Origin of the sequence: Oceanithermus desulfurans, assembly GCF_014201675.1 — a bacterium.
In the GTDB taxonomy this organism is placed as follows: domain Bacteria; phylum Deinococcota; class Deinococci; order Deinococcales; family Marinithermaceae; genus Oceanithermus; species Oceanithermus desulfurans.
In genome coordinates this window covers 288,355-311,831 of record NZ_JACHEZ010000002.1, presented here as the reverse complement: position 1 = coordinate 311,831, position 23,477 = coordinate 288,355, and the positions used below count along the sequence as shown (strand labels likewise).

Genomic DNA, 23,477 nt, shown 5'->3' with positions numbered 1-23,477 from the left:
GGGTAGAATGTAAAGGCTTGTTGGAGGTGCCCGGTTTGACCCACGAGAGCATCTGGGAAAACGTCCTGGACTACGTACGCGAGAACGTCACGAGCGTCGAATTCGACACCTGGTTCGCCCGCGTGAAGCCGCTGGGGCTGACGGGCGGGGCGCTCGAGCTGGGCGTGCCCACCAGCTTCGCCGGCGACTGGATCCAGAAGCACTACGGCCACCTGATCCAGGAGGCGCTTTTGCGCCTGGGGGCCCAGTCGCCCGAGTTCCGCCTCAAGGTCGTGCCTGGCGAGGTCGTTCAGGACGCGATCCTCCAGGAAGACGCGCGCGTGCCGGCCGCCGCCCCCCGCACCCGCCTCAACCCCAAGTACACCTTCGAGAGCTTCGTCGTCGGCCCCGGCAACTCGATGGCGCACGCCGCGGCCATGGCCGTGGCCGAGGCCCCGGGCAAGGCCTACAACCCGCTCTTCATCTACGGGGGCGTGGGGCTGGGCAAGACGCACCTGATGCACGCCGTGGGTCACTACGCGCGCCAGCGTTTCCCGGAGATCCGCGTCGAGTATGTCTCCACCGAGACCTTCACCAACGACCTGATCAGCGCCATCCGCTCCGACCGCATGAACCAGTTCCGCGAGCGTTACCGCTCGGTGGACATGCTCCTCGTCGACGACGTGCAGTTCATCGCCGGCAAGGAGCGGACCCAGGAGGAGTTCTTCCACACCTTCAACACCCTCTACGAGGACGGCAAGCAGATCCTGCTCACCTCCGACCGGCCGCCGCGCGAGATCCTCACCCTCGAGTCGCGGCTGCGCAGCCGCTTCGAGTGGGGGCTGATCACCGACATCCAGCCCCCCGACCTGGAGACCCGGATCGCCATCCTCAAGATGAACGCCGAGCGCCGCGGGGTCCAGCTCAGCGAGGAGGTGCTCGAGTACGTGGCGCGCCAGGTGGCCTCGAACATCCGCGAGCTGGAGGGGGCGCTGATGCGCCTGATCGCCTACGCCTCGCTCTCCGGCGTGACGATCACGCCCAAGGTGGCCCAGAGCGCGCTGGCCGACCTCTTCCACACCGCGGGCGAGGCGGTGACGATGGACGAGATCCTCGCGGCCGTGGCCGAGCACTACGGCGTCACCCCCGCCGACCTCAAGTCGAAGGGGCGCAGCAAGGAGGTCGTGCGGCCGCGGCAGGTGGCCATGTACCTGATCCGCCAGCTCACCGGGGCTTCGCTGCCGGAGATCGGCCAGTTCTTCGGGGGGCGCGACCACACCACCGTCCTCTACGCCACCCAGAAGATCGGCAAGCTGCTCGCGGAGGACGCCGAGCTGCGCCGGACCGTCGAGGGGTTCGAAAGCAGGTGGGCCGGCCGTGGATAACCCTGCCCATAACCCTGGGGAAAGCCTGTGGAACAGCCTGTGGACAACCGCGGCGGCGGCCGGCCTGTGGAGAAGCCCGGCGCCCTCCCCAGGTTTTCCCCGGCGCGCCGGGGCTTGTCCCCAGCGGCCTCCCCAGGCCGGCGCCCGTCCGGCGCGGCGCGGAAGCGGCTTTTCCACAGTATCCCCAGCCCCTACGGTTACGACTACGGTATCTTTAAGTTTAAGGAACTTCGTCACCTTCCTTTAAGAACGGAGGACGTATGCAGGTTCGCTTGCCCAAACGCACCTTTGCCGAAGCGCTCGGCATGCTCGAGCGCATCATTCCAGCCCGTGCCAGCAACCCCGCGCTCACCCACCTGCGCTTCGAGGTTGCGGAGGGGGGGTTGCGGCTTCAGGGCTCAAACGGGGAGCTTGATCTGGAGCTCGTGGTTCCCGCCGAGGTCGAGGGCGCGGCGGTGCGCCTGGTTCCCGGTCAGCTGATCGGCCAGGTGGTGCGCAACCTCCCCGGCGAGCTGGTGGAGCTGGGGCTCGAGGAGGGGCAGCTCACGATCGAGAGCGGCTCCTTCACCACCCGCCTCACCACGGCCGACCCCGCCGAGTTTCCCCCGCTGGCCTTCGAGGCCGAGACCGTGGTCCGCCTGCCGGCGCGCGAGCTGGGGCGGGCGCTGGCGCGCGTGCGTTACGCCGCCAGCGGCGAGGACTACCGCGCCATCTTCCGCGGGGTGCAGCTCGAGCTGCACCCGACGCGGCTGCGCAGCGTCGCCTCCGACGGTTTCCGGCTCGCCCTCTACGACCTGGAGCTCGCCCTCGACGCCGAGCGCAAGTTCGTCGTCCCCGCGCGCAGCGTCGACGAGATCGTGCGCGTCCTCGAGCGCACCGAGGGCGAGGTCGCCCTGGGGTTGCTGGGCGGCCACCTCACCCTGGCCGCCGAGGGCTTCCGCATGGCCGCGGCGCTGATGGAGGGCGAGTTCCCCGACTACGAGCGGGTGATCCCCCCGGAGTTCGCCCTCGAGGCCGAGATCGACGCCGCCGCCCTCAAGGACAGCCTCAAGCGCGTCAAGGTGCTGGCCGACCGCAACAACCACCGGGTCGACCTGGTCTTCGAAGGGGGGCGGCTCGAGGTGGTGGCCGAGGGCGACTACGGCCGCGGCGTCGAGCGGCTCGAGGTGGACGCCCGTGGCGAGGCGCAGATGGTGCTCGCCTACAACGCCGAGTACCTGGAGGGAGCGCTGGGCCCGATCGCAGGCAAGGCGCGCCTGCGCTTCTCGGGGGCGGCCAGCCCCAGCGTGATCCAGGACGCCGAGGACGGCGGCTACCTGGCCGTCGTGGTCCCCCTGCGGGTTTAAGCTGAGGGGCGGAGGTGGCCATGACCACAATCGTCGAAGTAACCGCACGCGAAGTCCTGGACTCCCGCGGCAACCCCACCGTCGAGGCCGAGGTGACGCTGGAGGGCGGGCAGATCGGGCACGCGATGGTGCCTTCGGGCGCCTCGACCGGTGAGCACGAGGCCGTGGAGCTACGCGACGGCGGGCCCCGCTTCGGGGGCAAAGGCGTGCTCCAGGCGGTGGCCAACGTGAACGAGCGGATCGCCCCCGAGATCATCGGGATGAACGCCCTCGACCAGGAGGGGATCGACCGGGCGATGCTCGAGCTCGACGGCACCCCCAACAAGGCGAACCTGGGGGCCAACGCCATCCTGGCGGTCTCGCTGGCGGTCTCGCGCGCCGCGGCCGAGGCCGTGGAGCTGCCGCTCTTCGCCTACCTGGGCGGGGCGCAGGGGGTCACCCTGCCGGTGCCGCTGATGAACGTGATCAACGGCGGCAAGCACGCCGACAACCGCGTGGACTTCCAGGAGTTCATGCTCGTGCCCGCGGGGGCGCCCAGCTTCCGCGAGGCCCTGCGCTACGGCGTCGAGACCTTCCACGCGCTCAAAGGGGTGCTGCAAAAGCGCGGCTACGGCACCAACGTCGGCGACGAGGGCGGGTTCGCCCCCAACCTGCAGAGCAACGAAGAGGCCGTGGAGGTCCTCATCGAGGCCATCCAGGCCGCCGGCTACGAGCCGGGCAAGGAGATCGCCCTCGCCCTCGACCCGGCCGCGAGCGAGTTCTACCAAGACGGCAAGTACCACCTCGAGGCCGAGGGCAGGGTGCTCGGCTCCGAGGAGATGGTGGAGTACTGGGCCGACTGGGTCGAGCGCTACCCCATCGTCTCGCTCGAAGACGGCCTCGACGAGAACGACTGGGAGGGCTGGAAGCGGCTCACCGAGCGCCTGGGCGACCGGGTGCAGCTGGTCGGCGACGACCTCTTCGTCACCAACCCCGACTTCCTCATGCGCGGCATTCGCGAGGGGGTGGCGAACGCCATCCTGGTCAAGCTCAACCAGATCGGGACGCTCTCGGAGACGCTCGAGACGGTGCGGCTCGCCCAGCGCCACCGCTACCGCACGGTGATATCGCACCGCTCCGGCGAGACCGAGGACAGCTACATCGCCGACCTGGCGGTGGCGGTGAACGCCGGCCAGATCAAGACGGGCTCGGCCTCGCGCTCCGACCGCCTGGCCAAGTACAACCAGCTGCTGCGCATCGAGGAGGCGCTGGGCGCGGCCGCCCGCTTCCTGGGGTACGATGCTTTCTAAGCGCACCAAGATCGTCGCCACCATCGGGCCCGCTTCGCGCGACCCCGAGGTGCTCGCCCGCATGATCGCCGCGGGGCTCAACGTGGTGCGCCTCAACTTCAGCCACGGCCGCCCCGAGGACCACCGCGAGACCGTCGAGATGGTGCGCGCCGCCGCGGAGCACGCCGCCCGCCCCGTCGCCATCCTGCAGGACCTGCAGGGGCCCAAGATCCGCGTCGGGCGCTTCGCCGAGGGGAAGGCGGTGCTCAAGGCGGGGCAGCCCTTCGTGCTCACCACCGCCGACGTCTCCGGCGACGAGCACAAGGTCTCGGTGAGCTACAAGGGGCTGGTGGGCGACGTGGAGCCGGGTCAGATGCTGCTCCTCGACGACGGGCGGCTGCGCCTGCGGGTGGACCGCGTCGACCACGCCAGCGGCGAGATTCACACCGTCGTCGAGGTGGGCGGGGTGCTCTCGGACCAGAAGGGGATCAACATCCCCGGGGCCGACCTCTCGATCCCGGCGATGACCGACAAGGACATCGAGGACCTGGCGCTGGGCGCCGAGCTGGGGGTGGACTGGGTCGCCGTCAGCTTCGTGCGCAGCCGCGACGACCTGCTGCTGGCGCGCCACTACATGAACCGCCTGGGCCACGACGCCAAGCTGATGGCCAAGATCGAAAAACCCGGGGCGGTGCAGCGCTTCGACGAGATCCTGGCCGAGGCCGACGGCGTCATGGTCGCCCGCGGCGACCTGGGGGTGGAGATGCCCCCGGAAGAGGTGCCGATCGTGCAAAAGCGGCTGATCCGGCGCACCCGCGCCGCCGGCAAGCCGGTGGTCACGGCCACGCAGATGCTCGAGTCGATGATTCACAGCCCCAGCCCCACCCGCGCCGAGGCCTCGGACGTGGCCAACGCCATCTTCGACGGCTCCGACGCGGTGATGCTCTCGGCCGAGACCGCCGTGGGGGAGTACCCGGTCGAGGCCGTGGCCATGATGGCGCGGGTGGCCCGCGCCGTCGAGGGTTCCCCGGAGTACCAGAACGCCCAGCGGATCCTGCGGCCCGAGCCCGAACACAACACCCAGGACGCCATCGCCCTGGCGGCCACCGAGGTCGCCGAGTCGCTGCCGGCCAAGGTGATCGTCGTCTTCACGGCGTCGGGGTCCTCGCTGTGGCGGGTGGCCCGTTACCGCCCCGGGGTGCCCATCCTGGCGCTCACCCCCAACGCCCGGGTGCGCCAGCAGCTGGTGCTGGCCTCGGGGGTGTACACGGCTACCGCTCCCGACCCGACGAGCACCGACGAGATGGTCGCCGAGGCCGTCGACTTCGTCAAGAGCGCGAAGCTGGCCGACGTGGGCGACCGCATCGTCATCACCGCGGGGGTGCCCTTCGGCGTCCGCGGTTCGACGAACATGGTCTGGGTGGAACAGGTGAAGTAGCCGTGCGGGTGCGCTACGCCCGGGCCCGCCCCGACGCGCCGCCGCCGGCCGCGGCGCTGGCGCTGGCCGCCGAAGCGCTTTTGCACCTGGGGGAGCGGCCCGAGCCCGAGGGGCTCCCCGACGAAGAGCGCCTTCGGCAAGCCCTGGAGGACGCCGCCCGCGAGGCGGGGGAGGCCGACCCCGGGGCCGCCGCTGCGGCGACGCTGGACCTGCTGCGAAACCGCGGCTGGATCGAGCCGGCGGGCGCCGCGGCGCCGCGGCTCCAGGCCCATCCCGAGCTGCTGCGCCTGGCGGCGTTGCGGGCGTTGCGGACGCTGCTGCCGCAGGCGCGGCCGTCCGGCGGGGCTTGGCCCCGCGCCGGGGTGCGGGGGCCGCACGAGCCTCACGGCCCGGTGCGCCCCTGGCGCTGGGGGGAGCCGCTGCAGCTCGACGCCGCCGCGACCCTGAAGGCGGGGCTGCTGCGGGGCGGGCTGACGCTGGCGGAGCTGCGGGTGCGCGAGGGCGAGGGCGGACGGCGTTCCGCGGTGGCGCTGCTCCTCGACTGCTCCCACTCGATGGTGCTCTACGGGGTCGACCGCTTCGGCCCCGCCAAGCGGCTCGCGCTGGCGCTGCATCACTGGCTGGGGCGCGAGGGCGACCGCCTCCGGGTCGTCTGCTTCCACGACGTCGCCGTCCCGGTTCCGCCCGAGCGGCTTCCCTTTCTGCGCGCCCTCCCCTCGCACACCAACACGGCCGCGGCGCTCGAGGCCGCCCGGGAGTGGTTGCGCCGCCAGGGCGACGTGCGCCGGCGGGCGGTCCTCGTCACCGACGGCCGCCCCACCGCGGTTCTGCGCCCCGACGGCCGGGTCTACAAGAACGCCTGGGGGCGCGACCCCGAGATCGAGCGGGCCACCCACACCGCGGCCGCGCGCCTGCGCCGCGCGGGCGCGGAGCTCGACGTCTACATGCTCGACGACGAACCCCAGGCGCTGGCGCGGGTGCGCGAGCTGGCCCGCACCGCCCGGGGGCGGGCGTTCCAGGTCGACCCGGGGCAGCTCGGGCGCCGGGTCCTCACCGACCTGTTGCGGACCGCGCGGTAAACTGGGGCATGCGCCGTTGGTGGCAGGCCGCCTGGGTCACGGGCGTGCTCGAGGGATGGTCGCGGAGCGTAGGGGTCTGGACGCGCCGCGCTCCAGCCTGGGTCTGGGAGCAGCGGCAGGCGCGCACGCCGCTCTCGCTCGGCCTTACCTACTACCCGGCGCGCGGTGCGGGCGGGATCGAGCTCGTGCCCAAGGACGCCTACCTGCAGGAGGTCGAGAACCTCTTGTTCACCTGCACCGCGCCGCCCGAAGAACGGCGGTAGACTTGGGGCGATGAAACACCTGCTGGCTCTACGGGACGCGCACTGGGACGAGTGGGAGCGCCTGCTGGGGCATCCCTTCCTGCATCGCCTGCGCGGCGGCGAGGTGTCCGAGCGCAGCGTCTACGCCTGGATGGAGCAGAACTACCGCTTCGTCGAGGGGTTGTTGGAGCTGCAGGCGCGCCTGGTGCCCCGCGCCCCCCGCGCCCACCGGTTGGTGCTCGCCCACGGCCTGGTGGGGATCGTCGAGGACCTCGACTGGATGGCCATCCAACCCATCAACCCGGCCGCCCCCGCCCACCCCGCCCGCGAACGCTACCTGGCCTTCCTGCGGGTGCTGGACCAGGAACCCTACCCGGTCAGCGTCGTCGCGCTGTGGACGATCAACCGCGTCTTCCACGACGCCTGGAGCAGCGCCGCGCCCAGCGGCGGCCCCTTCGTCGACCTGGTGGAACACTGGACCGCCCCCGAGTTCCAGGCCTACCTGCACGACCTCGCCGAGGTGGCCGAGGAGGCGTGGCTGGCCGCAGGCGAAGCGGAGCGCCAGCGGGTCCACGCCCTCGTCGGCGAGATCCTGCGCCTCGAGTGGGGAAGCTGGGACATGGCCCAGGCCTTCGCCGGCCACTACGGCTAGCCCAACGCGGCCGTCACCCGCCCCGACCAGACGGTCACGGCCCTTCCCCACAGCAGCACCCGGTCTCCCCGCAGCTCCAGCTCGAGCGCCCCGCCGCGCGGCGACGCCTGATAGGCGCGCAGGCGGTCCCGCCCCAGCACCCCCGCCCAGTAGCGGGCCATGCGCGCGTGGGCCGAGCCGGTGACCGGGTCCTCGTCCACGCCCACCGCGGGGGCGAAGAAGCGCGAGACGACGTCGTAGGCGCCGCTCTCGTCGCGGGCCGTCACCACCACCCCGCGCGCCGGGGCCCGCGCCAGCCGGCCCGGGTCGGGCGCGAGCGTCCGCACCGCCGCCGCGCTTTCCAGCACCACGATCCAGTCGTCCTCGGCGCGGCCGCTCCAGACCGGCCGCGCCCCGCCCAGCGCCGCCGCGATCTCGTCCGGCAGGGTCGCGGCCACGGCCGCCGGCGCGGGGAAGTCGAGGCCGATCCGCTCCCCCTCGCGCGTCGCGAAGAGCCGCCCGCTCCGGGTTTCGAAGACGAGGCGCGGCTCGGAACGCTCCAGGTGGCGCCAGAGCACGTGGGCGCTGGCCAGGGTGGCGTGACCGCAGAGGTCCACCTCGACCCTGGGGGTGAACCAGCGCAGCCGCCAGGCGCTGCCCTCGGGCCAGAGGAAGGCCGTCTCCGAGAGGTTCATCTCCGCGGCCAGGGCCTGCATCCAGGCCGGGTCCGCGGGCGAGGCGAGCACGCAGACGGCCGCGGGGTTGCCGGCGAAGGGGCGGTCGGTGAAGGCGTCGACGCCGAAGAGGAGGCTCACGCCTCCTCCAGCACCACCAGCGCCCGCGCCTGCACGTGGTCCGGGGCCAGCCCCTCGCTGGTCTTGAAGGCCACGCTCACGTCGGCGGGCTCGAGCCCGCACAGCTCGGCGATGCGGCGGCGCATGGCCTCGCGGTGGGGGGCCAGCTTGGGGCGGTCGAGCGTCACCACCGCCCGCACCTGGCGCACCCGCCCGCAACGGGGCCGCTCGCAGCGCAGCGGGTGGGCGCCGGCGAGCTCGAGCACCCGCTCCAGCAGCTCCTCCCCCGCAAGCCCCGCCCAGCGCGGGTCCGTGTCGGGGAAGACCTCGCCGATGTCGCCCGCGCCGACCGCGGAGAGCACCGCGTCGGCGATTGCGTGCAGGAGGGCGTCGCCGTCGGAGTGGGCCACCGCCCCCCGGTCCGAGGCGATCTCCACCCCGCCCAGCATCAGCTTCCGGCCCGGCTCGAGCCGGTGGGCGTCCTCTCCGTAGCCGATCCACATGCTCCCAGTCTACCGGAGCCCCTTTGTGACGGTGTTGTGACGCAGGCGCGCTAACCTCGCAGGGAGGTGATCGGAAGATGAAAACCAAGCCGACGACGATCCTGGCGGCCGCGTTGCTGATCCTGGCCGCCTGCAGCGTACCCCCACCGAAGGTCGCCCTCGAGCCCGACGCCGGGTTTGGCAGCGGGGGCGTCGCGGCAGCACCCGACGCCGGGCCGCCGGGGAGCGGCGACGTAGCCTACCGGTTGTTGCGAACCAACGACCGCTTCCTGCTGGTCGGGCACGGCTGCGCCACCGCGCGGGCCCTGTGCGGAATAAGCGACCAGAGCAACTGGACCGCCACCGCCTGGGGGTTTGACCCGGGCGGCACGCCCGACGCGGGGTTCGGAACAGGCGGCGTCTTCCGCGACGGCGACGCGGCCGGCGGCAACTCCACCAACGTGGCCTTTGGCGCCGCGCTCACGGACGCGGGCCCCGTCCTGGCGGGCGGCGGCCTCAACGCCAGCGGCGACCTGGACGCTGTGCTCTGGGCCCTCGACGACGCGGGCCAGCTGGACACGGCGCGGTTCGGCGCGGGCAAGGCGCTCCTCGGCGACCTTACCGCCGCTGGCGCCCACGACTTCGTGGAGGCCGTGCGGGCCGGCACCGGGCGGTTCTGGCTGGCCGGAGGCATTCAGGACCCCGCCGTCGGGCACTACCAGCCTGCCGTCTGGGCGGTGGGCAGCGACGGCTCCCCGGACGCCGCCTTCGATGGTGACGGCGTCTTTGTCGCCGGCACGAGCGATACGGCCTGGTTCAACGACCTGGATCTGACCCAGGGCGCGCCCGTGGCCGTGGGAGCCGAGCTGCAGGGGTCGGCACGGCCGATTGCGATGAAGGTCCGGCCAGAAGGTGGACTCGACCCCGACTTCGGTACCGGGGGCCGCGTGGATCTGCCGCTCGGAGGCTACTCCACCGGCGAGGCGCTGGCCGTGCAGGTAGCGGACGACGCGATCGTGGTTGCCGGGTACGTGGACGATGGCGACGGGCACGTGGCGCTGTGGCGCTTGAGCCCGGAAGGTGCCGTGGAAACCGACTTTGGCGATGGCGGCCTGCTCGTTCTAGATGGGCGCTCGCCAGCAAACTACTACGATGCGCGCGTTGGCTTGGTGCTCGAAGGCCATCGCTACTGGGTTGTGGCGGGCTTGGAAAATTCCTCGGGCGATCTGGACATGGCCATCTGGCGGGTGCTCCCGAGCGGCGAGCCCGACCCCGACTTCTGCGGCGGCGGCCCCTGCACCTTCGCGGGCATCGCCGGGGGAAACGGCGACGACTGGGGCAACGACCTGCTCCTCGACGGGAACACCGTCTACGTCGGCGGCTGGAGCTGGAGCGGCGGCGACCGCGACGCGGTCATCTGGAAGCTCGACGTCACCCCCACGCGGTAACGCACCGCAAGCAGCGCAACGCCGGGCCCGGGCCCGGCGTTATATTTAGGCCATGCCCACCTACGACGAAGCCCTGGCGTTGATGCACGACTGGACCCCGTCCGAATCCCTGCGCCGCCACATGTACGCGGTCGAGGCGGCGATGCGCGCTTACGCGCGCAAGTTCGGCGAGGACGAGGAAACCTGGGCCATCGCCGGGCTGATCCACGACTTCGATTGGGAGAAGCACCCCGAGACCCACCCGAACAAGGGCGCCGACCACCTCGCGGAGCTGGGCTGGCCCGCCGAGATCGTGCGCGCCGTGCGCGCCCACGCCCCGGAGCGCAGCGGGGTGGAGCCCGAGACCCTGATGGAGCGCACCCTCTACGCCTGCGACGAGATCACCGGCCTGATCACCGCCGCGGTCTACGTACGCCCCGACCGCTCGATCCACACCCTAACGGTCAAGAGCCTCAAGAAGAAGTTCAAGGACAAGTCCTTCGCCCGCGGGGTGGACCGCGAGATGGTGAGGCGCGGCGCGGAGCTCTTGGACGTGGAGCTGTGGGAGCACGTCGGCTTCGTGCTGGAGGCCATGCAGCGCGACGCGGGGCGGCTGGGTCTGGCGGGCGAGGCGGCCGCGGAGGGCTAGCCGGAACCGTCGAAGCCCAGCTGCCCGGGCAGGAAGAACCCCTCGTCGAGCGTCATCCAGGGGTCCCGGGTGACGATGCGGTAGCGCACCCGGCCCGAAAAGCGCGCCGCGTCCTCGCGCGCCCAGCGCTCGGGGCCGCCCGGCGCTCCCGGTTCGGGGGCGGGCCAGGGGCCGGTTCCGGCGCGCACGATGTAGCGCACCCCGTCCCCCACCACCAACCAGACGGCCACCAGCCGCGGCGCCAGGCCGGCCAGGCCGTCCTCGGGCCAGGCGGCGCGGCGCAGCTCGCCGCTGCGGGAGGCCACGATCCAGAGCGAGGGCTCCGCGCTCACGATTCGGGCGGGTTGGGGCCCCAAAGGAAGCCCGCGATCACCGAGAAGCCGAGCGCGATCATGAAGGCGTTGACGGGGGGGTTCCCCTGCCAGACCAGATAACCCAGGTAGAGCCACGCCCCCGCGAGCAGGAGCACGGCCAGTACGCGTCGGAACGGCATGCCCCTACGTTACCAGGAACGCGACGCCGATCCCCGCGATGAGCAGGGACGAGGCGATCCAGAGCGGGTAGACGCGGGCGAAGGCCGGCACCCGCGCGCGCAGGACGACCCCGATCAGGGCGTCGATCACCCCAACGGCGACGAGGAAGGCGCCGACAAGCGGGTTGGTTTCCATGAAAACTATCATACGTTACCCACCATCCGCCCGTGAAAGTCGCTATACTTACGGCAAGCCATCCGGCCCGCGCTTCGGCGCCTGGAGTTTTTCATGAACGAATCCCCACAACAAAGAGTCCAACCCAAGGACTGGGTCCCCCTGGTCCGCCCCTTCACCCGGCCCTCGACCTGGCGCAGCCTCGGCCAGGTGCTGACCAGCTACCTGCCCTTCCTGACCCTCTGGTACCTGGCTTACCGCGCGCTCGAGGTGCACTGGGGCCTCACCCTGCTCCTCGACCTGGCCGCCGCCTTCTTCCTGGTGCGCATCTTCATCCTGCAGCACGACGCCGGCCACGGCTCCTTTTTCAGGAACCCCCGCGACAACGACGTGCTGGGCTTCGTAAGCGGCGTGCTCACCCTGACGCCGTACGGCTACTGGCAGCACGCCCACGCCCGGCATCACGCCACCAGCGGCAACCTCGACAAGCGCGGCGTCGGCGACATCTACACGATGACGACCCAGGAGTACCTGGCGGCCACCCCCTGGCAGCGCTTCAGCTACCGCGTCTACCGCAACCCTCTGGTGATGTTCCTGATCGGGCCGATCTGGGTCTTCATGCTCAGCTACCGGCTGCCCCTCGGCTACGGCAGCGACAAGCCCAAGGTGCGCGCGAGCGTCTGGTGGACCAACCTCGCCCTTGCCGGCCTGGTGGCCCTCGTCTTCACCGTCTTCGGCTGGGAGGCCTTCCTGCTCGTCTACCTGCCCGTTCAGTACTTCGCCGCGATGATCGGCATCTTTCTCTTCTACGTCCAGCACCAGTTCGAGGACGCCTACTGGGAACCCGACCCCCGCTGGGAGTACCTGAAGGCGGCGATGGAGGGCAGCACCTACCTGAAGCTGCCGCGGCTGCTGCAATGGCTGACCGGCAACATCGGGCTGCACCACGTTCACCACCTGGCCCCGAAGATCCCCAACTACCGCCTGCAGGAGGCTCACGACCGCATCGAGCTGATGAAGGTCGCCCCCACGGTCACGCTCGCCGACGCCTTCAAAATCGCCTTCGCCGACCTGCACCTCTACGACCCCGGGCGGGACCGGCTCGTCGGCTTCCGCGACGTGGCCGCCCAGGCGCGCGCCGCCGACCGCGAGCGCAAGAGCGGTGAGCGCACCGCCCAGTAAGCGCTCCGTCTGAGCCGAAAAACCGCCGGTTCGCGGCGGTTTTTCCTTGGCTCCAGCCACGCTTTACCGCCCACGGATGCATCTCCTGGTGCATACCTGCATGTCGTGGTATACTACGTTTCGTCAATAGGCGGAATCCCGGTTCGCCTTTTTTCTTTTGGCCCGCCCTAGCGCGGCGTCGGCAGGACGAGGCCCAGGGCGCGGCTGCCAAGGCGCAGCAGCACCGCGGTCGCGGCGGCGGCCGCCAGGGCGTTGGGCCCGCCGCCGAGCAGGTAGTGGACCGCGGCCCCGCCCGCGGCGGCGGTCGCGTACCAGTCGCCGGCGCGGTAGAAGACGCCGGGCACCTGCTGGGTGAGCAGGTCGCGCAGCACCCCGCCGCCCACGCCGCTCACCGTGCCGGCGAAGACGACGCCCCAGAAACCGAGGCCCGCCTCGAGCCCGCTGGCCGCGCCCAGCGCCGCGAAGACGCCGAGGCCCAGGGTGTCGAGCAGGTAGAGCCCCCGCCCCAGCCGCCGCACGGCGCGGTGCAGGAAGAAGACGCCCGCGCCCACCAGGGCCACGCTCCACAGCAGCGCTTCGTCCGTAAGCGAGGCCGGGGGCAGCCGCCCCACGACCAGGTCGCGCACCGAGCCGCCGCCCACGGCGGTGATGCTGGCGACGAGCAGCACCCCCACGAGGTCGTAGCGCTTGCGCACGCCCTCGAGCGCACCGCCCGCGGCGAAGGCCAGGGTGCCGAGCCAGACCCAGAACTCCACGGGCCCATTGTGGCACGGCGGCGGGCCGGACTAGTCCGCGGGCTTGCTGCGCCGCGGACGCAGCTCGATGACGCTGGGGATCACCCCGGTGTCGCTCTCCAGCACGTAGAGCACGGTCTCGGCCACGTCGGTGGGCTGGATCTTCCAGTCGGCGTCGGCGCGCTCGCTGGAGAAGGTGGTGTTCACCGAGCCCGGCAGGATCGTGCTCACGCGCACGCCCCGGGGGCGCAGGTCGTGCAGGCTGGCCTCGGCGAGGCCCAGCAGCCCGAACTTGCTGGCGTTGTAGGCCGCCCCTCCGGCGAAGGCGTAGCGGCTCGCCAGCGAGCCGATGTGAACGATGGTGCCGCGCTCCTCGCGCAGCATCGTGGGCAGGACCGCGCGCATGGCGTGGAAGGCGCCGTCCAGGTTGACCGCGCGCACGCGTTCCCAGTCCTCGTCGGAAAGCTCCCAAATCGGGCCGAAGACCCCCACCCCGGCGCTGTTTACCAACGCCCAAACGGGGCCGAAGGCCTCTTCCAGCCGCTCCACGGCGGCGGCCAGGTCGTCCGGGCGGGTGACGTCGCCGGGGAGGGCGAGCGCGGCCCCGCCCGATTCGGGGTAGGCGAGTTCGCGGGCCAGCTCTTCGAGCGCCGCCCGCCCGCGCGCGAAGAGGCCCACCCTGGCGCCGCGCCAGGCCAGCGCCCGCGCCACCGCCTCGCCGATGCCGCGGCTGGCCCCGGTGACGAGCACCGCCTTGCCTCGCACCACGCTAGCCACCGAAACGTTCCAGCAGGTCGGGGCGGACGGGGCTGAAAACGTCGAGGACCACGCTGGGCTCGAGCGCCCGCACCGCGTGCGCCGCGCCCCCGGGAATCCAGACGGCCTCGCCCGCGCCCACCTCGCAGACCTCGTCCTCGATCTGGAAGGCCAGCCGCCCACTGAGCACGTAGGTGATCTGCTCCTCGGGGTGGCGGTGCTCGGGTACGGTCACGCCGTGGTCGAGCACCACGTGGTTGAGCATCGTCTGCCGGCCGCCGAAGGCCGTGGCGCGGGCTCCGGGGAAGAGCTCGCCGTGGGGGCTTCCTTCCAGGTCCTTGCGTTTCATGACCACTCCTTGATGGGTACGAGCTCGCCGCCCTCGACGGCTTTACGCAGCACCCGGGCGCGGCGGTCGAACCAGATCTCGAGCACCGCCCGGTCGAGGCTCTCGGGGGCGACGATCACCTTGCGCACGTAGTAACCCTCGGCCGTGGGGCTGAGCTCGCTGGCGCGGGAGATGCGCAGCGGCACGACCTCGCCGCTAGGCTCGGTGCGCACCCGCACCCAGTAGGCCATACCTTCGGGTTTGACGTGCGGATCGGGTTTGCGGAAGAACATCTCGCTTCAGTCTACTAGGCGTCGCGCACCAGGCGGGTGAGCAGCTCGGCCAAGAGCGCCATGCGCCGGGGCAGCTCGGCGGTGACGACGTGCTCGCTCAGCTGGTGGGCGTCCGCCCCCATCGCCCCCAGGCCGTCGAGGGTGGGCACGCCCAGGTTGGCGGTGAAGTTGCCGTCGGAGCCGCCGCCCACCTTGCCGGGCTTGGAGTCGAAGCCGAGGTCGCGGGCCACGCCGCGGGCCAGCTCGAAGAGGGCCAGGCTCTCGGGGGTGGGCTCCATCGGCGGGCGGTTGAGGCCGCCCTCGAGCTCGAGGCGCGCCTCCGGGTGCACCGGCTCGAGCGCCCGCATGAAGCGGTCCACCCGCTCGGCCTCCTCCAGCGTCCAGGCGCGCAGGTCCACCAGCACCTCGGCGTAGTCGGCCACCACGTTGCTGGCGGTGCCGCCGCGGGCCACGTTGGGGCCCAGGGTGGTGCCCTTTTCCAGGTCCTGGGCCTCGACGACCCGGAGCAGCTGGCGGGCCGCCTCCACGATGGCGTTCACGCCCTTCTCGGGCTCGACGCCCTGGTGGGCCGCCCGGCCGTGCACCTTGAGCTTGTACCAGCCCACGCCCTTGCGGTGCACCTTGAGGTCGCCGGCGCCGGTGGGGGGCTCGAGCACCAGCGCGTAGTCGGCGCCGCGGGCGGCGTCTTCGATGAAGATGCGCGAGGTCACCGAGCCCACCTCCTCGTCGGGGGTGAGCAGCACCTCCAGGTTGGGGTGCTCCGCCCCCGAGTCGCCCAGGTAGCGCAGCGCCCAGAGGATGAAGAGCAGCCCCGCCTTCATGTCGTAGACGCCGGGGCCGTAGATCCGGCCGCGCTCCTCGCGCCACAGCTTCTTCCACGAGCCCACCGGGTGCACGGTGTCGTAGTGGGCGAGCAGCAGCACCCGCGGCCCGCTGCCGCGGCGGAAGAGGCGCAGCACCGCGCCGGCCTCGGTCTCGAAGCGGCGCAGCTCGCCCAGACCCGCGAACTGGGTCTGCAGCCACAGCGCCGCTTTCTTGATCCCGGGCAGGTGGTGGGTGGGCGACTCGATCTCGACCAGCTCGCGCAGGTCGGTCAGGTAGGCGTCCAGGCGTCGTTCGAAGTACGCGAGGGTGTCTTGGGCACGTGCCTGTGCTGACATCACGTCTTCACGATACTGCAGTTCTCAGGCGATGTCCCGCAGCGTCTCCTCGATCAACCAGTCCACCACGGCGCGCAGGTCGCCGGTCTCCTCGTAGATGGCCAGCTGCCGGTCGGCGGCGGTGCCGCGGTCGAGGACGGTGTAGACGTGCTCCACCGCCCAGCGGCTGTCCAGGTCGTCGAGGACGTCGTCCACGAACTCGACGAGCTCGACCAGCAGGTCGCGGGCCCACTTCTCGCGCCGCTCGCCGAAGTCGATCAGCTTGCCGTCGAGGCCGTAGCGCGCGGCGCGCCAGACGTTCTCCTCGATCAGCGGGGTGGGGTACTGGCGGAAGGTGACGTTGTCGCGCCGCATCAGCCAGTGCTTGTAGATCAGCGCCTGGGCCAGCGCCGCGATGGCGATGGCGTCGCGGGGGTTGGTGGCCAGGTCGGTGGCCCGGAACTCGATCGTGGGGTAGCGGTGGTGGGCGCGCATCGCCCACCAGATGCGCGAGGCGTCCTGGATGGAGCCGGTCTCGATCAGGATCTCGACGAAGTGCTGGTAATCGGAGTAGCTGGAGAAGGTGGAGGGAATGCCGGTGCGCGGCAGCCCGCGCCAGATCAGGCTGCGGTAGCTCTTCAGGCCGGTGACGCGGCCGCGCCAGAGGGGGCTCGAGACCGAGAGGGCCAGCAGGTGGGGGAGCATGTAGCGCAGGGTGTTGATGGCGTCGACGCGGAACTCGTCGTCCTCCCCCGTGCCCACGTGGACGTGGGTGCCGAAGATGAGCAGGGCGCGCACCGCGTCCTGGAACTCGCCCAAGAGCTCCATGTAGCGGTCCTTCTGGGTGATGGGCACGTCCTCCCACAGCGCGAAGGGGTGGGTGCCGGCGGCGACGATGCGCGCCCCCTTGGCCGCCGCCAGCTGGGCCACCTCGCGCCGCATCTCGACGAGCATGCTGTAGGCCTCGCGGATGTTCGCCGCCGGCGGCGTGCCGATCTCGACCATCGCCTGGTGCAGCTCGGGGTTGAGCAGCTGCTTGAGCGCGAGGGGGGCCTCGCCCAGCACCTCCGCGGCCACCGGGGCCAGGTCGCGGGTCTCCGGATCGATCAGCTGGTACTCTTCCTCGATGCCCACGGTCAGGGGCGGCGCGCCCTCGTGCATAACCATTCCTCCAAAACGGTTGGAGCATTTTACGCCATCCCCCTCAGGTAGACAAGTGCAGCCGGGAAAATCCCCGGATACCGCCGCCCCGCGCCCGGCGTAGAGGTATCCGCCGCCACGCATAATGTACCGCTCCGTACCCGCAGCGCCCGGGACGGGGCGCGGGCGATGGTCGTACCCCGCGGTCGGGCGCGGCACGGGCGGGGACGAAGATGGTCCTGTCGCAGGTGTAAGTAAGCAGGAGAAACGAAACACGATAAACATACATATACGAAGCCAGCCGCAGTAGAGAAATGCGCAACCCGTAATCTTGAAGGGAACGTATCGAATATAGTAAAACACAGGAAGCTACACAAAAAGGAAGGAGGTGGTCGCAGGAATCAACCGCTGCCCCTTGCAACGTTCGTAACCTCAAGCCGAAGAAAGACCGATGCGCGCACGAAAATGGAAAGGAGGCGCGTGCACATGCACCCAAACATCAAAGGAGTGGCCGCCGCTTTGGGGCTGGCCCTGCTGCTCGCGGCCTGCCAGACGCAGACCGCACCGCGGCCCGACGGGGGGCCGGGCGGCGGCCTGGGACCGCAGCCGACGGCCGAGTCGGGAACCGTCGCGGGGTTCGTGGTGAACGCCAACGCGGGTGAGGGCGTGCCCGGGAGCGCCGTCGCGGCGTACGAGGCCGGAACCGACAACCTGCTGGGCACCACCAGCACCGCGTCCGACGGATCGTTCTCGCTGGACGTGGCGGCGGGAGCGGTGGACCTCAGGTTCGAAAAGGAGGGCTACGCCGGCTCGCAGGTGCTCAACCTGCGGCTCGACGAGGAGGGGGTGACCCGGATCGCCGTGATCCAGCGCGAGGCCTTCAACCCCGACTGGCCGACCACCCCTCCCCAGGTGACGCTGGGCAAGGTCGCCGACGGCAACGTCTACGAGGCCGCGTTTGGCTTCATCCCCTACGACGTGACGGTATCCCCGGCCGCCCCCCTGACCACCGACCTGATCTACGCGGCCCTGGGCAAGACCCCGGGCTCGGGCTTCATCACCGGCTACCGCGAACTCTTCGTGAGCACCAACGCCACCGGCGACCGGTTCCTCGATCCGCTGCGCTACGCCGCCGCCGGCCCCACGACCTTCCAGGTGGTGGCCTACGACACCAACGGCAACCGCACCCAACTCTTCCGCTACGTTGAGGTTTCGGTTCCCTTCATCAACGACGTGGACCTGGTGCCGCCCGAGCTGCGCAGCGTGATGGCCGTGACCCTGAACAAGCAGATCGGCTTCTTCAGCGTCCAGCCGCAGGCGGCGCCGGCGGGGGCCAACCTCTACGTCGACCTGGCCTGGCTGCCCAAGATGGACTTCAGTCACGTCCCCAACGACGCCCCCTACGGTTACCGCGTGTACCGTAGTTTCGACGGCGATGACTTCGAGCTCATCGGTACCGTTGCCGGGTCCACCACCTTCTACACCGACGCCAGCCCGCTGCTGGCCCCGGGGCGGACGGTGCACTACCGCGTGACCGCGTTCGTGGGCGAGCTCGAGTCCCCGCCCTCCAACGTCCTCGTCACCACCCCGCTCGACGTCTTCGACGTCCGGCTCACGGGCCCCGGCGACGGGGCCGTCGGCGTGCCGGTCGCGCCCACCTTCACCTGGGAGGCCAGCACCACCCTTAGCGGCTACCACTACTACGCCGGAGCCGTCTGGGACACCCTGACGGGGGAGAACGCCTGGTTTGCCAGCCCCGCCTCGCCGATGCTGGTCAACCGCACCTCCTGGACCTGGAACGAGGACGGCGCGTACAGCAACACGCCGCTGGAGACCCTGCAGCGGGGACGCAGCTACGAATGGCAGCTGATCGAGGCCTACGCCCTCGACGACCCCGTCCACCCCACGGCGGTCTCGATCGCGGCCGACGGCCTCGGGCTGTGGTTCCCCTTCGGGGTGGCCTCGACCGACCACTTCACCTTCACCACCGCGCCGTAAGGAGGTCTGGAGATGAAACGCATTCACTGGACGATGCTCGCCGCCCTGGGCTTCCTCATCGCGGCGTGCAGCACGCAGCCGCCCCAGGCGAACCGCGACGGCGGCGCAGCGGCGCCGGAGCGCGAGGTTACGATCCTCGCCGACCACGTGACCGACCAGATCGTGGTGGGGTACAGCGACCCTGCCGACCTGGAAGCGCTGGTTCAGGTTCTCGATGAAGCGCGGGTAATCCGCACGATTCCTCAGATGAAGGCCGCCCTGGTCGAGCTGCCCGCGGGTACGCCCGCCTCCGCCGCGCTCGCCAAGCTCAAGCACGAGCGGATCGCGGGGCTGCGCTACGCGCAACCCAACTACACCCACCCGCTGCCCGATCCGGTGCAGAACGCCGCACCCTTGGGCATGAACGACCCGCTCGAGGCCCAGAAGTGGGACCACGACGTCATGCAGGCCGAAGCCGCCTGGGCGACCGCGGTTGATGGGGCCCTGCCTGACGGCAGCGGGGTGGTCATCGGCGTCGTGGACACCGGGATCGACGGCACCCACCCCGACCTGGCCGGAGCCTTCGTGAACGGCTTCGACGCCGTGGGCTGCTCGACCTTCGGCGTCATTCCGCCCGGCTTCGACGCTTCCCAGGGGCAGATCCACGGCACCCACGTGGCCGGCATCGCCGCGGCGCGCGGGAACAACGGCCAGGGCGTCGCAGGCGTGGCCCCCAACGCGGCGCTGATGGACCTGCAGGTCTTCTGCGGCGGCAGTACGGACGACTTCACCATCGCGGTGGCGGTCATCGCGGCCATCTTCGACCTTGACGGCGACGGCGTCGTGCCCGACGTGATCACCATGAGCCTGGGCGGAAAGGGCTACGGACAGCTCCTCAAGGACGTTCTCGACAGCGCCATGAGCGGCTACAACGTCATCACCGGCGCGGCCCTCCCCGGCTACGACGACGGCACCGCCGGCGGCGTGCCCGGCGACGGCGTGCCCGACCGTTCCGTCATCTTCACCGTGGCCATGGGGAACTCGGCGCAGGACGAGGTGCAGTACCCCGCGGGCTACCCGGGCATCGTCGCCGTAGGCGCCACCAACGCGCGCGACGAAAAGGCGGACTTCTCCACCTCGGGCGGCCACATCAGCGTCGGGGCGCCGGGGGTGGACATCCTCTCCACCTGGCCCACCTGGGACCGTGACGCCACCGGACGGCCCTACCTCTACTACCGCATCTCCGGCACCAGCATGGCCACGCCGCAGGTAGCCGGGGCGGCGGCGCTGGTCAAGCAGTTCCTGCCGGGCGCGAGCGCCTACGAGGTGAAGCGCCTGCTGGAGGTCACCGCCGACGACATCGGTCCTGCGGGGTTCGACCGCGGCAGCGGCTGGGGCCGCATCAACCTCAAGCGCCTGGTCGACCGGGTGGCCGCCGTGCGCGTGGGCTCCGAGAGCACCGAGAAGGGGGCGGTGGCCTCGGTCATGGTGCTTACCGAGAACCCCTGGGACAGCAACGGCGACGGCGCGGTCGACCCAGGCACCGACGAGCGCGCTCCGGTAAGGGCGGTCGACGTGCACCTGATCCGGGACGGTGCGGTGAAGTACACGGCCAAGACGAACGGCCGGGGCATGGCCAACTTCGTCAACATCGCCCCGGGAACCTACAAGGTGATGGTGTCCGGTCAGGACATCATCGACGGCGCCGCCATGGCGTTCTGGCCCTACGAGCGGGTGAGCTGGGACGTGGACGGCGACCCCGGCAACGGAATCACGCTGGGCAGCCTCGACGTTCTCCCCTGCGGCGGCTTCGAAAGCGCCTCGCCGCTCGTGGCCACCCTGAGCAGCACCCTGCAGGCGACCCTCAGCTGGACGGGCGGCGGCGACCTCGACCTGGCGGTCTACGAGTACGACCCCGCCCTGGGCGTGCGCGCCTGGCATACGGCCAAGACGGGCGCGCTCTGGGGCAGCTTCGACGGCGACGACCCCGGCGCCGACCCCACCCACGCCAGCGAAACCTACACGCTGGACGCGGTGCACTACCCCAGCCTGGCCGGAGGCTACTACCACATCAGCATCGACGCTTCGGGCGCCACCGTGGGCACCACGGCCACCCTGACGCTCTCGATGAACGGCGTCACCAAGAGCTACGGCCCCATCCCGGTTACGCCCGGCACCACGGCGTTCGACAACGACCTCGACCTTCTCTTTACGCTGATTGGTTTCGACAACTGGCCGACGGTGTACTGATCCCGTCAGACGAACGCCCGGGGGCGGCCGCCCCCGGGCGTTCGTTGGAGCGCGGCGTCGGCTCACGGCACCACCTCCAGCACCAGCAGCCGGAACTTCTGGTTCATCTCCGTCCCCCCGGTTACCGGCATCCGCTCCGCCTCCTGCCGGGGAATGACCACCAGCGCCAGCAGGTTCCGCCCGCTTCCGCCGGCCAGCCACTGGCCGAAGACGGCGAGGTACTTTTCCGGAGGCAGGCGGTAGACGACCCCACCCCCCTCGCGGTGTTCGGCGATGGCCGCTACCGAAAAGCTGGCGTAGGGGGTTCCCGGCAGCAGGTCGAGGTTGGGCTCCAGCTTGGTAAAGGTGTCCAACTCGGCCAAGTAGTACTTGCCGTCGTTGGAAACCAGGTTGAAGCGAGGGCGCTCCATGATGGACTCTGCCTCAGGCGCCATGAAGTAGGGCAACCCGAGCCCGTCGAACCGCCACCCCTCCGCGGGGGTGCAAAGCGACGGGTCCGACGAGCGCACCACGGCCCCGGAGGTGCTGAAGAGGTAGTAACAACCCGTACTCTCGTCGAGGGTGCACAAGGTAACGGACCCCTCCGACCTAAGGCTGTTTGGGTCAGGCACGCTTTCTACGGGCGTAACCGACCTGGTGGGGAAGTCGAAGATCAAGAAGCGGTACGAAGTAAGGGCCTGGTATCCTGGGCTGAACTCGTTGATCAACAGCAGGTGCTCCCCGTCGGGGACCAGTAAAGGCTGTCGGTGCCGGGCGCGGGCACGTCGACCAGAACGCGCACCTGCGCGGCGAGTGCCCACCCACCCCCGAGCCCGAGCCACGGCACGAGGGCGGAGAAAACAAGCGCTAACGCCGCGGAGGCCAGCCTCAGCCGGCGCGACCTCGGGTTCGGCCGCATGGTTCCACCTTGGATTCACTATACTATGAGCGCCCGCGAGCACCGGCCGGAGGGCCGCCGGCGACGGTGGCCCCCGCGACCCCCGCCGAACATCGCAGCCGCCCGCACGGGGCGGCGCCGGCCCCCGGTGGTGGGGCGCGGACAATGCGGTAAGCTGGGGCCGTCATGCCGGGAGTCGCGATCCTAGGGGCCCAGTGGGGCGATGAGGGGAAGGGGAAGGTCACCGACGCGCTGGTGGCCCAGGCCGATTACGTGGTGCGCTTCCAGGGCGGGGCCAACGCCGGACACACGGTCGTCGCCGGGGGGCACACCTTCAAGCTGCACCTGCTGCCGACGGGGGTGATCCACCCGCACGCCACCAGCGTGCTGGCCGACGGGATGGTGGTCGACGCCGAGGCGTTCGCGGAAGAGCTCGCCGAGATTCGGCGGCTGGGCTTCGAGCCGCGGGTGCGCGTCTCCGAGCGGGCGCACCTGGTGCTGCCGCACCATAAGTTCGTGGAGAGCAAGGGGAACTTCGTCGGCACCACCGGCCGCGGCATCGGCCCCGCCTACGCCGACCGCGCCCGCCGCGTGGGCATCCGCGTCGGCGACCTGCTCGAGCCCGAGGTCCTCGCCGAGCGCGTGGAGCGCTTGCTCGCGGCCAAGCCCAACTCCACCGCGGGCGCCGGATGGACGAGCGCCGCGCGGGCGCTCGAGGACCTGGAGCGGATGCGCGAGGTGCTGGGGCCCTACGTGGCCGACACCGGCGCCGAGCTGCGCGCGGCCTGGAAGGCGGGAAAGAAGATCCTCTTCGAGGGGGCCCAGGGCACGATGCTCGACCTCAACTACGGCACCTACCCCTACGTGACCAGCAGCCACCCCAGCGTGGGCGGGATCGTCGTGGGCACCGGGCTTTCCCACAAGGCGGTGGGCAAGGTCTACGGCGTGGCCAAGGCCTACGCCACCCGGGTGGGCCACGGCCCCTTCCCCACCGAACTCGAAGGCGAGCTGGCCGAGACCCTGCGCGAGAAGGGCGGCGAGTTCGGGGTGACCACGGGCCGCCCCCGGCGGGTGGGCTGGCTCGACCTGGTGGCCCTCAAGTACGCCGTGGACGTCAACGGCATGGACGGGATCGTGCTGACCAAGCTGGACGTGCTCTCGGGCTTCGACGAGGTCAAGGTGGGCGTGGCCTACGGCGCGGACGGAACGGTGGAGTACCGCAGCTTCGCGGGCTGGGGCGAGCTCGAGGGGCTTGCGAGCCGCGAGGCGCTGCCGCCCACGCTGGTGGAGTACATCGAGTTCATCGAGGACTATCTGGAGATTCCGGTGGTGATGTTCTCCACCAGCCCCCGGCGCGAGGACACCTTCGGCAGCGTGAGCTGGGTGTAGGGACCACCGCCCAACCGCCGCTCCTGGCCTCACTTTTCCGTCGCA

The 23,477-nt window shown here is 70.9% G+C and carries 25 protein-coding genes; 13 read left to right on the top strand and 12 right to left on the bottom strand.

What is annotated here, in order from left to right:
* Positions 1-35: 35 nt before the first annotated feature.
* The 7 genes from dnaA (at position 36) to HNQ05_RS03855 (ending at position 7,389) form a co-directional block, all read left to right on the top strand.
* Positions 36-1,364, top strand: a complete 1,329-nt coding sequence (gene dnaA / locus HNQ05_RS03885) for a chromosomal replication initiator protein DnaA (protein ID WP_147147388.1) — start codon at positions 36-38, stop codon at positions 1,362-1,364.
* Between the two features lie 260 nt (positions 1,365-1,624).
* Entirely contained in the window at positions 1,625-2,710 is a 1,086-nt protein-coding gene (gene dnaN, locus HNQ05_RS03880; RefSeq protein WP_147147224.1) for a DNA polymerase III subunit beta, read from the top strand.
* A gap of 20 nt (positions 2,711-2,730) precedes the next feature.
* A complete protein-coding gene (gene eno, locus HNQ05_RS03875; RefSeq protein ID WP_147147226.1) occupies positions 2,731-3,999 on the top strand; it encodes a phosphopyruvate hydratase in 1,269 nt (422 codons plus the stop codon).
* Complete coding sequence (gene pyk / locus HNQ05_RS03870) at positions 3,989-5,416, top strand: pyruvate kinase (RefSeq protein WP_147147228.1); 1,428 nt, start codon at positions 3,989-3,991, stop codon at positions 5,414-5,416. Before eno ends, pyk begins: the two co-directional genes overlap by 11 nt.
* 2 nt (positions 5,417-5,418) lie before the next feature.
* On the top strand, positions 5,419-6,495 hold the full coding sequence (locus HNQ05_RS03865; RefSeq protein WP_147147230.1) for a VWA domain-containing protein: 1,077 nt from the start codon (positions 5,419-5,421) through the stop codon (positions 6,493-6,495).
* 8 nt (positions 6,496-6,503) lie between these two features.
* Positions 6,504-6,758, top strand: coding sequence for a hypothetical protein (locus tag HNQ05_RS03860; protein ID WP_147147232.1), 255 nt, complete (start codon positions 6,504-6,506; stop codon positions 6,756-6,758).
* Positions 6,759-6,768: 10 nt separating this feature from the next.
* Positions 6,769-7,389 (top strand): TenA family protein, encoded by a 621-nt coding sequence (locus HNQ05_RS03855; protein ID WP_147147234.1) that lies wholly within the window; start codon positions 6,769-6,771, stop codon positions 7,387-7,389.
* Here HNQ05_RS03855 and HNQ05_RS03850 read toward each other — a convergent pair.
* Positions 7,386-8,183, bottom strand: coding sequence for a PhzF family protein (locus HNQ05_RS03850; protein ID WP_147147236.1), 798 nt, complete (start codon positions 8,181-8,183; stop codon positions 7,386-7,388). The two genes, HNQ05_RS03855 and HNQ05_RS03850, sit on opposite strands and share 4 nt — an antisense overlap.
* A complete protein-coding gene (ispF, locus tag HNQ05_RS03845) occupies positions 8,180-8,665 on the bottom strand; it encodes a 2-C-methyl-D-erythritol 2,4-cyclodiphosphate synthase (RefSeq protein ID WP_147147238.1) in 486 nt (161 codons plus the stop codon). The genes HNQ05_RS03850 and ispF overlap by 4 nt, the downstream gene beginning before the upstream one ends.
* Positions 8,666-8,742: 77 nt before the next feature.
* On the opposite strand from ispF, the gene HNQ05_RS03840 reads away from it, so the two are divergent.
* Entirely contained in the window at positions 8,743-10,092 is a 1,350-nt protein-coding gene (locus HNQ05_RS03840; RefSeq protein ID WP_183677602.1) for an NHL repeat-containing protein, read from the top strand.
* A 52-nt stretch (positions 10,093-10,144) separates the two neighbouring features.
* Positions 10,145-10,720 carry an HDIG domain-containing metalloprotein gene (locus HNQ05_RS03835; protein WP_147147239.1) on the top strand — a complete coding sequence of 192 codons (576 nt, stop codon included), beginning with the start codon at positions 10,145-10,147 and terminating at the stop codon, positions 10,718-10,720.
* On the opposite strand, the gene HNQ05_RS03830 is transcribed toward HNQ05_RS03835, so the two are convergent.
* The 3 genes from HNQ05_RS03830 to HNQ05_RS03820 are packed head-to-tail and all read right to left on the bottom strand — an operon-like array spanning position 10,717 to position 11,388.
* Positions 10,717-11,052 (bottom strand): hypothetical protein, encoded by a 336-nt coding sequence (locus tag HNQ05_RS03830; RefSeq protein WP_147147242.1) that lies wholly within the window; start codon positions 11,050-11,052, stop codon positions 10,717-10,719. The genes HNQ05_RS03835 and HNQ05_RS03830 overlap by 4 nt on opposite strands.
* Positions 11,049-11,213: a hypothetical protein gene (locus HNQ05_RS03825; RefSeq protein ID WP_183677600.1), complete on the bottom strand. Its 165-nt coding sequence runs from the start codon at positions 11,211-11,213 to the stop codon at positions 11,049-11,051. The genes HNQ05_RS03830 and HNQ05_RS03825 overlap by 4 nt, the downstream gene beginning before the upstream one ends.
* Before the next feature lie 4 nt (positions 11,214-11,217).
* Complete coding sequence (locus tag HNQ05_RS03820; RefSeq protein ID WP_183677598.1) at positions 11,218-11,388, bottom strand: hypothetical protein; 171 nt, start codon at positions 11,386-11,388, stop codon at positions 11,218-11,220.
* A gap of 93 nt (positions 11,389-11,481) precedes the next feature.
* On the opposite strand from HNQ05_RS03820, the gene HNQ05_RS03815 reads away from it, so the two are divergent.
* The gene (locus tag HNQ05_RS03815; protein ID WP_147147244.1) at positions 11,482-12,549 is read left to right on the top strand and encodes a fatty acid desaturase; all 1,068 of its coding nucleotides are present in this window, start codon (positions 11,482-11,484) and stop codon (positions 12,547-12,549) included.
* Positions 12,550-12,716: 167 nt separating this feature from the next.
* On the opposite strand, the gene HNQ05_RS03810 is transcribed toward HNQ05_RS03815, so the two are convergent.
* The 6 genes from HNQ05_RS03810 to HNQ05_RS03785 are packed head-to-tail and all read right to left on the bottom strand — an operon-like array spanning position 12,717 to position 16,960.
* The gene (locus tag HNQ05_RS03810; RefSeq protein ID WP_147147246.1) at positions 12,717-13,304 is read right to left on the bottom strand and encodes a trimeric intracellular cation channel family protein; all 588 of its coding nucleotides are present in this window, start codon (positions 13,302-13,304) and stop codon (positions 12,717-12,719) included.
* 30 nt (positions 13,305-13,334) lie between these two features.
* Positions 13,335-14,051: an SDR family NAD(P)-dependent oxidoreductase gene (locus tag HNQ05_RS03805; protein ID WP_147147248.1), complete on the bottom strand. Its 717-nt coding sequence runs from the start codon at positions 14,049-14,051 to the stop codon at positions 13,335-13,337.
* Between the two features lies 1 nt (position 14,052).
* A complete protein-coding gene (locus HNQ05_RS03800; RefSeq protein WP_147147250.1) occupies positions 14,053-14,388 on the bottom strand; it encodes a cupin domain-containing protein in 336 nt (111 codons plus the stop codon).
* On the bottom strand, positions 14,385-14,660 hold the full coding sequence (locus HNQ05_RS03795) for a hypothetical protein (RefSeq protein ID WP_147147251.1): 276 nt from the start codon (positions 14,658-14,660) through the stop codon (positions 14,385-14,387). The genes HNQ05_RS03800 and HNQ05_RS03795 overlap by 4 nt, the downstream gene beginning before the upstream one ends.
* 14 nt (positions 14,661-14,674) lie before the next feature.
* Complete coding sequence (locus HNQ05_RS03790) at positions 14,675-15,820, bottom strand: M20 family metallopeptidase (protein ID WP_147147253.1); 1,146 nt, start codon at positions 15,818-15,820, stop codon at positions 14,675-14,677.
* A gap of 24 nt (positions 15,821-15,844) precedes the next feature.
* Positions 15,845-16,960: a carboxylate-amine ligase gene (locus tag HNQ05_RS03785; RefSeq protein ID WP_147147255.1), complete on the bottom strand. Its 1,116-nt coding sequence runs from the start codon at positions 16,958-16,960 to the stop codon at positions 15,845-15,847.
* A 465-nt stretch (positions 16,961-17,425) separates the two neighbouring features.
* Between HNQ05_RS03785 and HNQ05_RS03780 the strand changes: the two genes are divergently transcribed.
* Both HNQ05_RS03780 and HNQ05_RS03775 read left to right on the top strand, forming a co-directional pair.
* Positions 17,426-18,937 (top strand): carboxypeptidase-like regulatory domain-containing protein, encoded by a 1,512-nt coding sequence (locus HNQ05_RS03780; RefSeq protein ID WP_183677596.1) that lies wholly within the window; start codon positions 17,426-17,428, stop codon positions 18,935-18,937.
* Positions 18,938-18,949: 12 nt separating this feature from the next.
* Positions 18,950-21,166 (top strand): S8 family peptidase, encoded by a 2,217-nt coding sequence (locus HNQ05_RS03775; RefSeq protein WP_147147259.1) that lies wholly within the window; start codon positions 18,950-18,952, stop codon positions 21,164-21,166.
* 62 nt (positions 21,167-21,228) lie between these two features.
* Here HNQ05_RS03775 and HNQ05_RS03770 read toward each other — a convergent pair whose 3' ends face one another.
* On the bottom strand, positions 21,229-21,735 hold the full coding sequence (locus HNQ05_RS03770) for a hypothetical protein (RefSeq protein WP_147147261.1): 507 nt from the start codon (positions 21,733-21,735) through the stop codon (positions 21,229-21,231).
* A gap of 494 nt (positions 21,736-22,229) precedes the next feature.
* Here HNQ05_RS03770 and HNQ05_RS03765 point away from each other — a divergent pair, with 494 nt between their 5' ends.
* A complete protein-coding gene (locus tag HNQ05_RS03765; protein ID WP_147147263.1) occupies positions 22,230-23,432 on the top strand; it encodes an adenylosuccinate synthase in 1,203 nt (400 codons plus the stop codon).
* Positions 23,433-23,477: the final 45 nt, after the last annotated feature.